Annotated in this window: 15 protein-coding genes; 11 read left to right on the top strand and 4 right to left on the bottom strand. The window is 27.4% G+C overall.

All coding sequences use genetic code 11. The features are described 5' to 3' along the window. Positions 1 to 95 precede the first annotated feature (95 nt). The 6 genes from bpSLO_RS00195 to bpSLO_RS00170 all read left to right on the top strand — a co-directional run bounded on the left by bpSLO_RS00195 (position 96) and on the right by bpSLO_RS00170 (position 8,208). Entirely contained in the window at positions 96 to 1,604 is a 1,509-nt protein-coding gene (locus bpSLO_RS00195; protein ID WP_246989707.1) for a peptidylprolyl isomerase, read from the top strand. Positions 1,605 to 1,653: 49 nt separating this feature from the next. Beyond that, positions 1,654 to 3,105 (top strand): pallilysin-related adhesin, encoded by a 1,452-nt coding sequence (locus tag bpSLO_RS00190; RefSeq protein WP_025407534.1) that lies wholly within the window; start codon positions 1,654 to 1,656, stop codon positions 3,103 to 3,105. A 5-nt stretch (positions 3,106 to 3,110) separates the two neighbouring features. After that, positions 3,111 to 3,884, top strand: coding sequence for a lysophospholipid acyltransferase family protein (locus bpSLO_RS00185; protein ID WP_025375094.1), 774 nt, complete (start codon positions 3,111 to 3,113; stop codon positions 3,882 to 3,884). Beyond that, entirely contained in the window at positions 3,871 to 5,667 is a 1,797-nt protein-coding gene (locus bpSLO_RS00180; protein WP_025375093.1) for a DNA topoisomerase IV subunit B, read from the top strand. Before bpSLO_RS00185 ends, bpSLO_RS00180 begins: the two co-directional genes overlap by 14 nt. Further along, positions 5,667 to 7,553: a DNA topoisomerase IV subunit A gene (locus tag bpSLO_RS00175; protein ID WP_025407535.1), complete on the top strand. Its 1,887-nt coding sequence runs from the start codon at positions 5,667 to 5,669 to the stop codon at positions 7,551 to 7,553. Before bpSLO_RS00180 ends, bpSLO_RS00175 begins: the two co-directional genes overlap by 1 nt. A gap of 130 nt (positions 7,554 to 7,683) precedes the next feature. Then, positions 7,684 to 8,208 carry a P13 family porin gene (locus bpSLO_RS00170; protein ID WP_246989704.1) on the top strand — a complete coding sequence of 175 codons (525 nt, stop codon included), beginning with the start codon at positions 7,684 to 7,686 and terminating at the stop codon, positions 8,206 to 8,208. A gap of 215 nt (positions 8,209 to 8,423) precedes the next feature. Here bpSLO_RS00170 and smpB read toward each other — a convergent pair whose 3' ends face one another. Together smpB and bpSLO_RS00160 are read right to left on the bottom strand one after the other, a co-directional pair. After that, positions 8,424 to 8,873 carry an SsrA-binding protein SmpB gene (smpB, locus tag bpSLO_RS00165; RefSeq protein ID WP_011771997.1) on the bottom strand — a complete coding sequence of 150 codons (450 nt, stop codon included), beginning with the start codon at positions 8,871 to 8,873 and terminating at the stop codon, positions 8,424 to 8,426. Positions 8,874 to 8,875: 2 nt separating this feature from the next. Then, positions 8,876 to 10,345 carry an SUMF1/EgtB/PvdO family nonheme iron enzyme gene (locus bpSLO_RS00160; protein ID WP_025407537.1) on the bottom strand — a complete coding sequence of 490 codons (1,470 nt, stop codon included), beginning with the start codon at positions 10,343 to 10,345 and terminating at the stop codon, positions 8,876 to 8,878. 192 nt (positions 10,346 to 10,537) lie between these two features. On the opposite strand from bpSLO_RS00160, the gene lepB (bpSLO_RS00155) reads away from it, so the two are divergent. From lepB (bpSLO_RS00155) to bpSLO_RS00145, 3 genes are read left to right on the top strand one after another with little or no spacing between them, the layout of a single operon-like run. After that, complete coding sequence (lepB, locus tag bpSLO_RS00155; RefSeq protein WP_025375089.1) at positions 10,538 to 11,518, top strand: signal peptidase I; 981 nt, start codon at positions 10,538 to 10,540, stop codon at positions 11,516 to 11,518. A gap of 2 nt (positions 11,519 to 11,520) precedes the next feature. Further along, on the top strand, positions 11,521 to 12,156 hold the full coding sequence (gene lepB, locus bpSLO_RS00150; RefSeq protein ID WP_025407538.1) for a signal peptidase I: 636 nt from the start codon (positions 11,521 to 11,523) through the stop codon (positions 12,154 to 12,156). Then, positions 12,146 to 12,577, top strand: coding sequence for a DUF188 domain-containing protein (locus bpSLO_RS00145; RefSeq protein ID WP_025375087.1), 432 nt, complete (start codon positions 12,146 to 12,148; stop codon positions 12,575 to 12,577). The genes lepB (bpSLO_RS00150) and bpSLO_RS00145 overlap by 11 nt, the downstream gene beginning before the upstream one ends. Here bpSLO_RS00145 and bamB read toward each other — a convergent pair. Beyond that, on the bottom strand, positions 12,563 to 13,594 hold the full coding sequence (bamB, locus tag bpSLO_RS00140) for an outer membrane protein assembly factor BamB (protein WP_025375086.1): 1,032 nt from the start codon (positions 13,592 to 13,594) through the stop codon (positions 12,563 to 12,565). The two genes, bpSLO_RS00145 and bamB, sit on opposite strands and share 15 nt — an antisense overlap. 6 nt (positions 13,595 to 13,600) lie before the next feature. Further along, entirely contained in the window at positions 13,601 to 14,236 is a 636-nt protein-coding gene (locus tag bpSLO_RS00135) for a BB0027 family outer member beta-barrel protein (RefSeq protein WP_025375085.1), read from the bottom strand. Between the two features lie 159 nt (positions 14,237 to 14,395). Between bpSLO_RS00135 and bpSLO_RS00130 the strand changes: the two genes are divergently transcribed. Then, on the top strand, positions 14,396 to 15,301 hold the full coding sequence (locus bpSLO_RS00130; RefSeq protein ID WP_025407539.1) for a bifunctional 5,10-methylenetetrahydrofolate dehydrogenase/5,10-methenyltetrahydrofolate cyclohydrolase: 906 nt from the start codon (positions 14,396 to 14,398) through the stop codon (positions 15,299 to 15,301). Beyond that, complete coding sequence (locus bpSLO_RS00125) at positions 15,302 to 16,033, top strand: YebC/PmpR family DNA-binding transcriptional regulator (RefSeq protein WP_025407540.1); 732 nt, start codon at positions 15,302 to 15,304, stop codon at positions 16,031 to 16,033. Positions 16,034 to 16,052 lie beyond the last annotated feature (19 nt).

Genomic DNA, 16,052 nt, shown 5'->3' with positions numbered 1-16,052 from the left:
CTTTTTGATATAAATATTTTAATTGAAATAATATGTTAATTATGCTATTTTAATATCTAAAATGTTATTTTATTTAAATTATAAAGGTTGTTTTTATGCGTAAGAGAGTAAATCAAGCAAAAGAAGTTATATTCAAAGTTGATTTTAATGATAAAAAAGTTGGGATATGGGGGCTTTTAGCACTTATCTTAATTGTGTTTGGATTTATTATTGCCCCCTTAATGCCAGGTTTATTTGATACTACTGATTCATCTAGTTTAAAATTTGGATCTTATAAAGGACAACCAGTTTATTATGAAAAAGACAACAAATTTGCTCAATATGTTAAATCTTACTCAAATTTTTATTCTAAATTGAAAAAAAATAATAGTCTTGATATAGAGTATTTTATTTGGAACTTGGCTTTTATGAAATACATTGAAGATATTGCCTTTGTTGATTTGGCAAAGACTAATAGTTTCTATGTTTCAAAAAATATTTTGAATAAGAATTTAATGAATTCTCCTATGTACTTAGACTCTAGTGGTAATTTTAGTCCCAAGAGATATAATAAAGTTTCTGATTATCAGAAGTTTAAAATTCATAATGAAGCAGTAGACAATTTACTCTCTTCAAACATACAGGTTTTGTTAAGCAGTAGCTTCATATTGCCAGATTCTCTTCTGAATGCTATTAAAAGTATGAATGAAATTAGACGCAATATTGTATATGTTTCACTCTCATACCAGGATTTTCCAAAAGATGAGGTGATCTTTTATGCTGATCAGAATCAAAAATTATTTAAGAGTTTAGATATTGTTTCTATTCGTTTTAAAAATTTAAGCGATGCTGGTGGTGCTTATGAGAAATTGTCTAAAGGTATGCCTTTTGAAGAAGTTGCTAAAATTTATTCCGAAGATGTTACTAATTTTAAAGGTATTGCATCTTCTAAGAAGTATTATTTTGATTTGGATCTTGTCCTTGAGAAAAAGGAAGATCTTGCTGCAATTTTTTCTTTGAAGATGAATGAATTTACTAGTCCTATTAAATCTAAAAATGGAGATGGATATGATATATATAAAGCATTGAGCAATATTGGTGATTTTGATAAAAATTCAGAGCATGATATTAGTTCTGTTAGAAACTATATAGAAACTTATGAACCTAGTGTTATTGAGACTTTTCTTGAAAAAAAGCTTAATGATATTCTGAATGAAGTTAATTTTGATGGACCGCAACAAGTTTTTAAAAAACATAATTTGGTATTGAAAGAAGATGTTGTTAATCTTGCGTATAATATGAATATTTATCCTAGTACTTTACGGGAACTATCAGTTTTCAGTAATAGTAAAGATTTTTATGATGTCATCTTTGATTTGAAAGAAGGTCAGTGGTCTAAGCCCTTTTTAGCAGATCAGCGAGTTTATTTATTTTCTTTCAGTTCAAGTGTTAATGATTCGGTTAATTCTGATAATTTAATTAAAGAAGATCGTATGCTTGATATCCTTTATCAGGCAAATAATAAGTTGGTGTTGGATTATATTTTGAATAAAAATAATTTTAAGGAAAATTTTAATGAAGCATTCTTTTCTTTACAGGATTTTAGTTTAAAGACCAGCAATTAGTATGTTTAGAAATTTAAGTTGTTGTTGGTATAGATAAAAATCATGTGATATGTGTTTTAAAAAATGGATTATATTTCTTTTTGTAACTTTGTTCTCTTGTGTTAAAGGCAGTAAAGATTTTATTGTTTTTAATAAAGAGATGAAAAAAATTAGTGAAATAAGTTATTCTGATACAGATTTAAGTGGAGATACTGGAGAAGATGTCTTTGGTTCTTTGATTGACCTTAAGGGTTACAAAATTTTGTCAGTTCATCAGGAAAATTTAAATTTAGATGTTTATTTTGAACAAGTGGTTTTAGCACAGAATTTTGCAGATCTTAAAACTTATTTATTTATTATTGGTTTTGATCCAAAGAGTCATGAAGCAGTCGTTCTTTTTAAAACCCAAGTAAATATTGATTCTAAAAATTCTTACAATATGTATCTTGAAGATATTACTGGTGATTATAATTTTGATATAGTAATTCAAGGTTTTTTAGATGAAGATTCTGTTTTGTATATCTTTCAAAGAGCAGTTGCTAATGATGTCGCCTCGTATAGACCTATATTTTTTGATAAGGTGAATGGAAGTATTATTATAAATAAGTATGATAGATCTTCAGCTTATGATGATAAAAAGTCAAGGGAGAGTTATTCTATTTCTTTGGAAAGGTATGAGAAGCAGGGTGAGGATATGATAGTAAGTAAAATAGAAAAGTATGAGTATTCTCAATTGCAAGGTAAATATTATCCTTTATCTGCTAGTGAGAAAGTCAGGCGGATAGATAATGATGTATATAAAACTTTCAAAAATTTACCCAAAGAAGAAGTTTATAAATTTTTATATGGTGTTTGGTATGATAGTAATGCACATCAACGTTTAAGGAAATCAAATTTTGAGGATGCTTTATTTTTATCATTCAATAGGCATCTTAATGAAATTAGTATTTTTAAAAACAATTCTCAAGAAATTGCACACATTGAGTATATCTCAAGACCTGCTTATAATACTCTTAATATCAGTACCAAGTCTATTTTTTCAGATTTAATAGTATATAATTTTTGGATTAAAATTATTGATATTGATAATATTGAGATAAAAATTGATACTGGAACAGATGCTTATGATAAATATGGATTCTCAGGTATTTTTAAACGATTTAATGATTCTGTTTTAGTTGAGGATGATAAGGATTCTTTGTTTATTCCAAATGGTAATTATGTGTGTAAGGATATCATTTATGATTTTTCTTATCCTAATCTTACTTATATTGTTGGGGATAACATTTATTATGGAATTTTTAATGTTTTTAGTCTAAATAATGATTTAGTGCTTGAGTATGAAATTAGCATGGATGAAAATAAGATAAGTGAAGCTTTTATTATTGAGTATAGCGAGAGAATAGTTCAGAAACAAAAGTTTTCTACAATTCTCCTTAATCCTATTAAAATTTTAAAAGATGAAGTAAGTTTGGTGAAGGGGCAGAAATTAAAACTTGAAAGGATAGAAAAATTAGGTTAAATTTTATGAAAATATTAAGGAGTATTATTACTTATATTAATTTTTTTTTCTTTATTTTGGTTTTTACTGTTTTATTTCCAGTATTTTTAATTTTTAAGATTTTTAGGTTTGAAAATTATTTTATAAAATTTAGTTTTATGTTAGTTAGATTTGCTATTAAGATCAGTTTGTGGTTTGCTGGAATTAAAGTTATTGTTACAAAGGATGATGATTGTTCTTTACCTGAAGATGGTGTAGTCATTATGGCAAATCATGTTGCTTCAATGGATCCACTTTTTTTAATTTATGTTTTTATGAAACCTTTTGTGATAGTTGCTAAAAAATCTCTTTTAAAAATTCCGTTAATTAATTTTCTATTAATTTCTATGGGATCTATTTTTATAAATAGGAATAGTATAAAATCTTCTGCTATTACTCAAAGGAAAGCAGCTAAAGTTATTCAAGAAGGTGGAGCTATTGGAATTTTTCCTGAAGGGACTAGAAATCGAGGTGGTAGGACAAGAGATTTTAAAAGAGGTTCTGTTAATCTGGCTTTAAGAACAAATTCTCCAATTATTCCTGTGACTTTGTTTAATACACATAAGGTTTTTGTTAAAAATTTGATATTGAATTCAGGATTATCCATATATGTACATGTTCATTCTTTAATAGATGTTTCTAATTTGACAGATGATGATAAGGCGCAACTTCATATTATTGTTAGAGATAAGATAATTAAAAAATTAGAAAAGATGAAAATTCAATATAATGTTGATAGGAATTTAAATGAAGACAAATAGTTATGATGAGAGTAAGATTGTTACCTTATCTTCCCTTGAGCATATTAGGTTGCGGTCTGGAATGTATATTGGGAGATTAGGAGATGGTTCTAATATTGATGATGGTATTTACATTTTAGTTAAAGAGATTATTGATAATTCAATTGATGAATTTATTATGGGACATGGCAAAGAAATTTTGATAAAAAAAGAAAACAATATCATTAGTGTAAGAGATTATGGTCGTGGAATTCCTCTTGGAAAAGTTGTAGAGAGTGTTTCTGTTATTAATACTGGTGCTAAGTATAATGATGATGTTTTCCAATTTTCTGTAGGACTTAATGGAGTTGGAACTAAAGCGGTTAATGCTTTAAGCTCAAAGTTTTTAGTAAGGTCAATAAGAGACGGAAATTTCTTTGAGGCAATTTTTTCAAAAGGGAATTTAATTAATACTACAGAAGGCAAGTCGAATGAACAAAATGGCACTTATATTGAATTTTTAGCTGATACAGAGATTTTTGGTAAATATAAATATAGTGAAGATTTTTTACGGAGAAGATTCTTTCATTATGCTTGTTTAAATAAAGGTTTAAAAATTAATTATAATGATCAGATTTTTCAATCTGATAATGGACTTCTCGATTTTATAAATGCTGAGATTAAAGGTGAAGATTTACTTTATGATTTTGTTTATTATTCTAGTAAGACTTTAGAATTTGCCTTCTCTCATACAAATAATTATGGCGAGACATATTTTTCATTTGTGAATGGACAATATACTAGTGATGGAGGTACCCATCAGACAGGGTTTAGAGAAGGTTTTGCTAGAGCCATTAATGATTTTCTAAAAAAAACATATTCATCTACTGATATTAGAGAAGGACTTATAGCTACGCTTTCAGTTAAGATAAAAGACCCAATATTTGAAAGTCAGACTAAAAATAAGCTTGGTAATATTGAAACTAGAAGCAGTGTTGCTAAAGAAGTACAAAGGATAATTTTGGAAATCCTTTATAAGGATAAGACCCTTGCAAAGGTAATTGAAAACAAAGTTGTTGATAATGAGCGTCTTAGAAAAGAATTAAGTAGTGTACGCAAAGAGGCAAAAGAGAGAGCAAAGAAAATATCTTTTAAAATTCCTAAACTTAAAGATTGTAAATTTCATTTTAATGAAAAGAGTATGCATTCTGATTCGACTATGATCTTCTTGACAGAAGGAGATTCTGCAACGGGGTCAATGGTATCTTGTAGAGATGTATATACGCAGGCTATATTTTCTCTTCGTGGAAAGCCACAAAACATGTTTGAAAAAAATAAGTCTGAAATATATAAAAATGAAGAACTGTATAATATGATGGTGGCTCTTGGTATTGAAGAATCAATTGAAAATTTGAGATATAATAAAATAGTCATTGCTACAGATGCAGATTTTGATGGTTTTCATATTAGAAATTTGCTTTTAACATTTTTCTTGACTTATTTTGAAGATTTAGTTTTGAATGGACATATGTATATTTTAGAGACACCACTCTTTAGAGTAAGGAATAAAAGTTCCACTATTTACTGTTATTTTGAAGAAGAGAAGCAAAAAGCTATTCGTGAACTTAAGAATCCTGAAGTTACAAGATTTAAAGGACTTGGAGAAATTTCTCCAAGTGAGTTTAGGAGTTTTATTGATGTTTCTAATATTAGACTTACAAAAGTAGATCTTGTCAATATTAAAGAAATAAAAGAGCACTTAGGGTTTTATATGGGACCAAATACTCCTGAGAGGCGAAACTTTATTATGGAGAATTTAATTTAATGGATATTAAAACATTACTTAAGGATAATTTTTTACAGTATTCATCTTATGTCATTAAAGATCGTGCAATTGCTAGTGTTATTGATGGATTTAAGCCTGTGCAGAGACGAATCATACATTCTCTTTTTGAGATGAATGATGGCAATTTTCATAAAGTTGCAAATGTTGTTGGAAATACAATGAAATATCATCCCCATGGTGATACTTCAATTTATGAAGCACTTGTTAATATGGCAAATAAGGATTTATTTATTGAAAAGCAAGGAAATTTTGGTAATCTTTTAACAGGAGATCCTGCTTCTGCATCGCGTTACATTGAATGTCGATTAACTCCTCTAGCGTTTGAAGTGCTTTATAGCAAGGAAATAACCTCTTATGAACCTTCTTATGATGGTCGCAATGATGAACCTTTAATTTTTCCTGCTAAAATTCCTGTAATACTTGTTCAGGGAAGTGAAGGAATAGCTGTTGGCATGGCTGCTAAAATTCTTCCTCATAATTTTAATGAGATTTTAAGTGCTGTTAAAAGTGAGTTGCTTGGAGAGTCTTATGAGCTTTATCCTGATTTTCCAACTGGTGGAATAGTCGATGTTAATGAGTATGCTGATGGAAATGGAAAAGTTTTGGTTCGTGCAAGGATTGAACCTACAGATGATAATAAGGCCATTTTAATAAAAGAATTACCATTTGGAGAGACTACTGAGAGTTTGATAGCTTCAATTGAGAGAGCTATTCGGAAAAATTATATTAAAGTCTCAAGTATTAACGATTTTACTACCGAAAATGTGGAGATTGAATTAACCCTTCCAAGAGGAGTTTATGCAAGTGAAGTTATTGAAAAATTGTATCATTATACAAATTGTCAAGTTTCTATTTCTGTTAATTTGCTTTTACTGAGTGATAGATATCCTGTTATCTATACTGTTACAGATATTATCAAGTTTCATGCTGAGCATTTGCAAAAGGTTTTAAAGATGGAACTTGAATTGGAGAGAAATAAAATACTTGAAAAAATCTTTTCTAAGACTTTGGAACAAATGTTTATTGAAAAGAAGATTTATAAAATTCTTGAGACTATTTCTAAAGAATCTGATGTTGTTAATATTGTGTTGAGTGAAATTTTAAAATATAAAGATAGTTTTTTATATAGAGAGATTGTTTTATATGATATTGAAAATTTACTTAAAATTCCTATTAGGAAGATCAGTATGTTTGATATTGATAAGAATAACAAAGATATTCGAACTTTAAGTAAAGAATTAAAAAGAGTAGAGAGTAATATTAAATCAATTAGAGGTTTTTCAATAAATTTTATTGATACTCTACTTGCAAAATATTCCAAAGTTTATCGTAGAAAAACGGAAATATCCCTTATTAAGTCAAAAAATGTTAAAGAAATAGCTACTAAGAATATGAAGGTTTATTTGAACTTAAAGGCAGGATTTGTTGGAACTAGTCTTATTGATGGTGAATTTATTGGTAATGCTAGCTATTATGATAAAATATTGATATTTAAGAAAAATTCTTATGTTTTAAAAAATATTGAAGATAAAACATTTATTGATAAGAATAATGTGAATGTTTTAGTGTATGATATCAATAATTCTAAAGATCAAATATTTTCTATAATTTATCAAAATAAAGCTGATAATTTTTATTATGTTAAGAGGTTTAAGATAGATAAGTTTATTACAGACAAGGTTTATGAGTTTTTAAGTGATGGAGATGAATTTATAGATTTTGCTTTAAATCCAGAATTTGTAGAATTTTCTACTAGTAAAGATATTGTTAAAATGATTAGCATTGATGATTTTATGATTAAATCACGCATTTCTATGGGTAAGAGAATTTCAAGCAGTATTATTAAGAAAGTTAAGTTTAAATGATTCGTATCAAAATTAAAGATTGAACAATTTAATTAATAAGTATATAATGAACATGTAATAAGTATGTAATGAAGTATATGATGCAATATATACTGCAAACATTGAGCAGTTTATATTTGGGAGGTATTTTATGAAAAAAATATTGATTTTAATGTTAGTTTTCTTTTGTGCTTTTGTTAGTTTTGCCCAAAATCATGATGAGCTTGTGGGTAGTGGTGGCAACGTAGAAAAGATGTTACTTTATGAAACTTATAAAAAAGATGCTGTAGTGCCTTGTTTATTGAATCTTTTTGTAGGTTTTGGGATAGGATCTTTAGTACAAGGCGATATTACTGGTGGATTACTGAGTTTAGGTTTTGATGCTGTGAGTATTGGTTTGTTGAGTTATGGTACATATTCTATAATTGAATCTCATTATGAAAAAAAGGAAAAGCCAACAGTACTTGCTTTATCTTTAGCGGCGGTAGGGGGAGCTACTCTAGTTTTAACACGAATTATTGAAGCTGTACTTCCTTTTACATATGCGTCTAGTTATAATAGAAAACTTCAAGAGAATTTGGGAATAACATTGGGAGGATTGCAACCAGAAGTTGATATGAATTTTAATGAAGATGCTAGGTTAATGCTTGAAGTCTCTTTCAGTAAGAGGTATTAATTATAAAAATCAAAATAAAAATTGAGTAATTGTAATATATTAATTGTAATTACTCAATTTATGAGAATTTTGGAAATATTTGTTTTTCATTACCTGTCAAGAATGTGTTTCATTTTTTTAATTTCTAATTCTTTGTTATTGTGTAGTTTTTAAGTAAGTGATTTTTATTTGTGCTTTAAGATATATTATATGGTTTATAAATAATTGTATTTAATTTATCTATATTGTTTGATCTCACGATTCAAATCTTTTTTTATGCTTTTTTGTTTTAACACTTCTCGTTTATCAAATAATTTTTTTCCTTTACATACCCCAAGTTCTACTTTTATTAATGAATTCTTTAGATAAATCGAGATAGGAACTAATGTGTATCCTTCTTTTTCTTTAAATTTTTTTAGTTTTTGTATTTCTTTTTTTGTTAAAAGAAGTTTTCTGCGTCTTATTTCTTCGTGATTGAAGATATTACCTTCTTTATATTTTGCTATATGTAAATTTTCAAGCCATACTTCATCTTTTTTAATGCTGGCAAAGCTATCATTAAATGAAAATTTTTTTAATTTAATGGATTTAACCTCAGTTCCTTTTAAGATGATTCCACAGTTTATTTTATCTTCAATGAAGTAATTGAATCTTGCTTTTTTGTTTTCAAGCAGTAATATACTCACACCTATTCCTTTTCAATAACTAGTCTAAATCCAATATTTGGTGAACACCAATGTTTTAGGAACGAAGCCTGAGTTGAAGGTTTAAGTGTTGAGTTGTTATTATAATTGTATGTTCTAATCTCAGTGATTAGTGAGTTAAAGTTTGAATGCGCATAGTATATATCGTTTTCGTCTTGAAATAATATGGATTCATTGATGTTTGGATTTTGCATTAAATTCCAAAAGCCAACTTTTTTAGATATTTCATTTGTATTTAAACTTTCTATAGCTTTTGGTACTTCTTTTTGATATGCTTCCCATTCTTGAGATATAGGAAGTCTTGCTTTAAATCCTTTAGGTAAATTTGAAGAATACCATTTAGCATATTCTATTGCTGCATGATAAGATATATGAGTAATATCCTCATTTGAAGGCATTTGTTTAAAGGTTTTAAGGTAACTTTCATCTACAAGTTCTTCTTTGATTAAATTATCTTTATTGTTGAGTGTCCATTTTGGATTTTCATTTAAAAATTTTTGATATTCGGTTTTAGTTACATTTCTGTTCTGGATTAAAAATTCTTTTAATTTATATGTAGTCTTGAGTGTGAGATTTTGTGAATATAATTTGTAATTTTGGATACTTTCAATATTTTGTGGAGCTATCTTTTTAAAATTCTTTAGATGTAAATTTATATTTTTAGTTTCGAAGTTTAATACTTTATTTTCATTTTTTAGGTTTTCTATTAGTGTTTTAAACCATATTTCGTTGGATATTTGTTTTTGTTGTTCTTTATCTAAATTTTCAAAAAACCAAATTATTGTCCTATTTTCCAAATTAAAGTTTTGCTGTAGGGATTTCCATATTTCTTTATTGTTATTATTGTTTATTGAATAAATATTTTTGTATGCTATGAGAAAGTCTTTAAACATTGTATTTGAATGTATATGTGGAATGGATGTTTTAAAGAATTTCTTTATATGTTCTGGGCTATTCTGTAAGTCGTTTACAATTAATGAGAATACGGGAATTAATTGTATATTGTCGTTATTACTTTTAATTTTTGTCATAACTGAGAGTTCTTTTTGTCTTTGTACAATGATCTTATCAGGATTTTTTAGTTTTAAATCAATGTTGAATTGATAGCTTGTGAAAAATTTATTTTGTATATCAATTTTTTTTTCATAAGTCTCAAATCCAAACCTTTTAATTTTTAAGGTTCCTTTAGTAACATTTATGTATTTTTTTAGTGGAGTTCTTCCAATGTATTTTTCGTCTAAGTAAACATGTGCATTATTGACATTGGTTTTTATCTTTAAGTATGCTCCAGGATTGTTTAATTTGGTATTTATGATTAAACTAAATACTAATATTAAAGGTAGGATAATTATTGTAAATAAAACGTAAATTTTTGGGGTTATTCCTAATATTGGCCTTAATTTTACTGTAAGTAATTCCTCATTAATATCAAGACCATCATTCTCTTTGAGCATATATGATGATTATAAAAAAGTATGAAAAGAAATTCAATATTGCATGTATTTTTGTTTATATTAGTTAAAGAAAACATAAATATAATTATTTATGATTGATTTCAGATTTTATTTTTTTTAATAAAGCTTTGTGATTATGAAGATATTGATAATTATTTATTTTATGTATAATTTATTTTTGAGGATAAGTGTATGTATTTAGAAAAATTAGATAAGTTTGCTAACTTTTTAGTGGAGATTATTGAAAAATATTTAACTTATAGGAAAAAAAGGAAGTATTTTTATAAACTTAAAGCTAAAAGACGAGGGTTTATGCTTAACTTTTTACTTGAACTTTTGGGTGCTTCAATTTTTGTTTTGGGAATAAATCAATATTTTTTACAAGCATATAGAATCCCATCAGGATCAATGGAGAATACTCTTCAAATTGGAGATTTATTATTTGTGGATAAATTTTCTTATGGACCTGAACTTTTGCCAGGAGTATGTAAAATAAATGGAATAAAAGAACCAAATGAAGCAGAGATTGTAATTTTTGAAAATGTAGAATATGAATCAAAAGGGCTTTTTTTTGATATTTTGCATAGATTACTTTATATGTTGTCTTTTAGTTTTGTTGATCTTGATAGGGATGAAAGTGGAAATCCTAGTGTTAGATTCCTTGTTAAAAGAGCGTTATTTGCGGATGGTAAGCTTGTAAGATTTCGAAATGGGAGAGTGTTTGTTAAGAAGGAAGGAGAAGAAAGTTTTATGGAAGAAAATTCTTATAAAGCTTCATTAGGATATAACTTTGGTATTAAGAAGGTTATAGAAGATGCGGACTATAAGGTTTATGATAATCTTGCTATGTTTATTGCATTAAATCAATTGAGTGTTGATTTAGAGAATATATCTGATTTTTCATTTTTTAATGTTAGGGAAGTTGATAGATTTGAAATTGAAAGATTGGAATATCGTTATTTAGTAGCTTTCATGCCATATGTTGATTATTATATGGAAAAGGCAATAATGAGGGATTATGGAATATATGTGCCTTATGGGTATGTATTGCCTATTGGAGATAATAGAGATAATTCTTATGATGGTAGATTTTTTGGTGTTATAAATAAAAGTAAAATTCTTGGTAGAGCTTTTTTCATGTATTTCCCTTTTTCTAGAATAGGTTTGATTTAAATATGACAGCATATTTAACTTTTGAACAAAGACTTTTGAGAAAAAAGAGAAGACAAAATTTTCTTAAAATTATTCTGTTGTTTTTGGTATTAAATTATTTTTTTACAAAATTTGTCTTACAAATTTTTATTTTTCGAGGTGATGAAATGTTGCCTTTAATAACAAAGAATGATAGTTTGATTTTTATTTCAAAATATATGCGATCTTTTTTTGTTCCTTTGAAAGTGAATGATATTGTGCTTTATGAAGATTTAAATTTAAGGAGAAATTTTGTTTTAAATTTTTTCAGGGATTTATTTTTTTTAAACAAAATTTTTAATACAAGAAGTTATAAAATTGCAAAAATAGTTGCTACTCAGGGAGATTTAGTTTATGTTAAGGGTTTTGATATCTTGGTTCATAGGAGAGATAATAATTCTTATTATTTGAATGGTAATTTTATGAGTGGTTATAGATTAAATGATTTTTTTAACTTTAATGAAGTAATTAAGTGTTTTGCTTTAAAGAAAAATGAATTTTTTCTCTTAAATGAGAATTTGAAAATTTTAAATGATTCTAGAGTATTTGGGCCTGTTGAACAATCCCATATTTTGTCTTTCTTAGTATTAAGGATAATGGATTATAAATTTGTTAAATAAAATTTTTGTTGATGCTGATTCTTGTAATTTACAAGTAATAAAATTTTTACAAAATTTTGTGTCAAATAGAAATGTGAGGCTTATTTTGGTTGCAAACAGGCATTTAAATTTAGAGATGTCAAAAAATACTTCTGTTAAAATTGCAAGAGATGTTGATTCTTTGATTTTAGAATTAATTGATAAGAATAGTATGGTGGTTACCAGAGACATATTATTTGTTAAAAACTTATTGAATTTGCAAATTAAAGTTATGAATGATGAGGGACAAATTTTTGATACAAATAATATAAATTATTTGTATTTTAGATCTAAATTAAATATTAATTTAGGTATTAAAGTTAAAAAATATTTTCATGAAGAAACTAATAAAGTTAGGTATTCAAATTTTGCAATGAATTTTCATCGTTTATTCTTTAATTAGCTTTTTATTTTCAATTTTCCATAATCCTTTTCCTTGGGTTAGTATGTAAATTATTTTATTTGATGTGGGTATAATATCATTAAGTCTTGTTTTACTTAGTTGTGAACCATTATAAGAACCTGGTAATACAGATTGTGAAGGTGGTTGTAGATTAAATGTATTTTTATCTCTTACAAGTTCTATAAATCCATTATTACTGCCTATAAGTATTATTCCATCAACTTCTCTTGCAAAGTATGCAATAAATTCTCCTATGCCATCTCGATTGAATATTGGATCTTGGTAATTATTTGTGCTTGAGTATATTTTGAATTTGTGATCTGATGTATCATGATCTCTTCCAGTAAACACCAAAGTTTCTTTGGTTCCACGGATACTTGTTTCTATTATTGCCATTATTTCATTTGTTGATTTAACATTTATAACTCCGCTACCGTTTAGTTTCCAAATTTTTGCAAATTTTCCTGTAATGGACTGCTGGTCATTTGAAATTTGATAAAATTTATCATTGTTAGTTGTGCTGTTGGGAGTTTGATTATTTCCATGTATATCTAGAATAGTTTGATTTCCATTTTCTCCTAATGTTAGGATGAAAGCAGAAGTAATACCACTTGTTCCTATGGATTTTAAGAATTTAATTGGAATTAGATTTTTTTGAAATAGAAGTTTCCAATTATTGCTTTCAAGAGAGTAGAGTTCTAGTTGCCCATTTTTATTTTGAACTAATAAATATGTTTTGCCTGATATATTTACAAGGTCAATTACAAATTCATAAGAATTACTAAAATTTACTCTTTCAACATTTCCATTTGATTTTTTAAATAAATGCATGGCTGCAACATAAAGAGTATCATTGACCAATGAGATGCCACTTGGACTTGAAGTGTCTAGAATGTTATTATTACTATTTATTTTTTGTAACTTGCTGAGCTGAGAAAAGATAGATTCACTTGAACATGATAAAACTAACATTATTAATATTATTATCATGAAATTTTTGTAACCTTTTTTATCCATATTTACCTACAATTTATTGATATTCACTATTACTGATAGTGATATTAGTAAAAAATGTCCGGTTTTAGCCATATTTCCAAATTCAAACATTGTCCACCATGAAGTTGTAATTCCTAAAGCCCATTGGTAGTTGAAATTCCATAAGATTCCAGAACCAATAGACATTACAGGCATTGCATCAAAAGTTCTTAAATTTGAGATATTATCACTTTTATCTCCGTAGGAGCTTAAAGAAAATCCTATATTTGAAAATATGGGTATCTGAAAGATCTCTCCTATGTCAAAGACATAGGCTGTTAGGAATGTGATAGGCACTGTACTAAATGTCTTACCTATGCCTGAATCAGGATTTAATAGGTTAAATGAATGATTGATATCAAAATTAAACATGTATCTAAGCTCAAAACCTATAGCTAAGTTGCTTAGGATGTGATATTTGTATTTAAGTGCCCCAATTCCTCCTGGGTACAGATTTGAAGAAAAGACTTTTGATAAACTATGGTAGAAAAGGGGAATGCCTAAGCTTAAATCTACTTCTATAATAGAATTTCCGTTTCTATCAATTGAATATGCTTCAATTCTGTTTACATTGGCATGTAATAAGAATAGTAAGGTGAGACCAAGTAAAAAATTCTTTTTCATTATTCTCCATATTTCAAAAACTCTTTATTTAAAAGTTATTATATTGAAAAACATGTTTTATTACAATTAATTTTTGTGTGAATCTGTTTTTATTTATACTTATAATACAAGTATAGTATAATATATAATGTTTTGATCTAAATTGGTGAGGGATCTGAGTTGAGCAATGTTTTTGATGGTAAACTTTTTGCAAGTCAATATTATTTATTACTTAAAGAGTTTTTAATTCATCATGATTTAGTGGATAAAGTTTCTTTAAAAGTGATTTTGGCAAATAATAACCCTGCAAGTAAACTTTACGTTGCTGTTAAGGAAAGAGTATCTAGAGAAATTGGTATTAATTTTCATGTTATTAAGTTAGCTGATAATTCGGGACAAGATAATATTTTGACATTTATCGAGGCTGAAAATATAAATGAATATACTGATGGGATTATTGTTCAGTTGCCCCTTGCTAGTGAAATAGATGTAAATATGGTTTTAAACAGTATAGTGAGTACTAAGGATGTAGATGGACTTTCTGTTATTAACTTGGGCAAGTTAATAGCAGGTGATAGGAGAGGATTTATTCCTTGTACAGCTTTTGCTGTTTTAAAAGTTTTATTTGATAAGGGAATAGAAATTTCTGGTAAGACTGTTGTTGTGATTGGAAGAAGTTCTCTTGTTGGGAGGCCTATTTCTATCTTGCTTTCTTCTAAACCCTATGATGCTACTGTGATTACTTGTCATAGTAAAAGTACTAATTTAGATGTGTATGTAAGACAATCAGATATTATTATTTCTGCTGTTGGAAAACCTAAATTAATAAATGCTAGTATGATTGATAGACATCCTTATGTTATTGATATTGGTATTTCTAGAGTAGAGATTGATGGTAATAATGTTCTTATAGGAGATGTTGATTTTGAATCAGTTAAAGAAAAAGTTAAGTTTATTACGCCTGTAGTAGGTGGAATCGGCCCTGTTACGGTTCTTATGTTGATGTTTAATACAATTAAGGCACATCTAATTAGGCATAATAAGTTTGATATTTTAGAAAAGTTAGAAAAGTTGGTGGAGGTTTGAATGTCTGGTCATAGTAAGTGGTCAACTATAAAGAGAAAAAAAGGTGCTCTTGATGCTAAGAGAAATAAGATTTTTACTAAACTAATTCGTGAGATAAGCATTGCTGCCAAGATGGGAGGAGGTGATATTGAATCTAATTCTAGATTGCGACTTGCTGTTAATAAAGCCAGAGTTTCTAATATGCCTAAGGATAATATTGAAAAGGCAATAAAGAAGGGCATTGGGGATAATACAGGCGCTGAATATTTTGAGCTTACTTATGAGGCTTATGCGCCTCATGGTGTAGCTTTAATAATTAAGTGCTTAACTGATAATAAAAATAGAACGGCAAGTGAAGTAAGGAGTGTCCTCTCAAAAAGTGGTGGTTCTCTTGGGGCCCCAGGTTCTGTATCTTATATGTTTCACAAAAAAGGATTAATTTCTTATAGTTTAGATAAATATCCTGAAGATGAAATAATGGAGCTTGCATTAGAAGCTGGGGCAGAAGATATTTATAGTGAAGGGTCTCAGATAGAAGTGATAACAAGTGCTGAAAAATTTGAAGCTATTTCATCTTTTTTAAGAACTAAGTTTGAGGAAGATATAGCAGAGATTGCTCTTATTCCTGAAAACAAGCTTTCTTTAAATAAAGAACATATGGATAAAGTCCTTGCTCTTATTGAAAAATTAGAAGATTTTGATGATGTTCAAGAAGTTGTACATAATTTAGAAATTATTGATGAGATTAATTAATCATTGAATTTTTTCTGGA

It is taken from the genome of Borrelia parkeri, from assembly GCF_023035815.1.
GTDB lineage: Bacteria > Spirochaetota > Spirochaetia > Borreliales > Borreliaceae > Borrelia > Borrelia parkeri.
The sequence above is the reverse complement of the archived record's forward strand: the minus strand, read 5'-3'. Positions and strand labels throughout refer to the sequence as shown.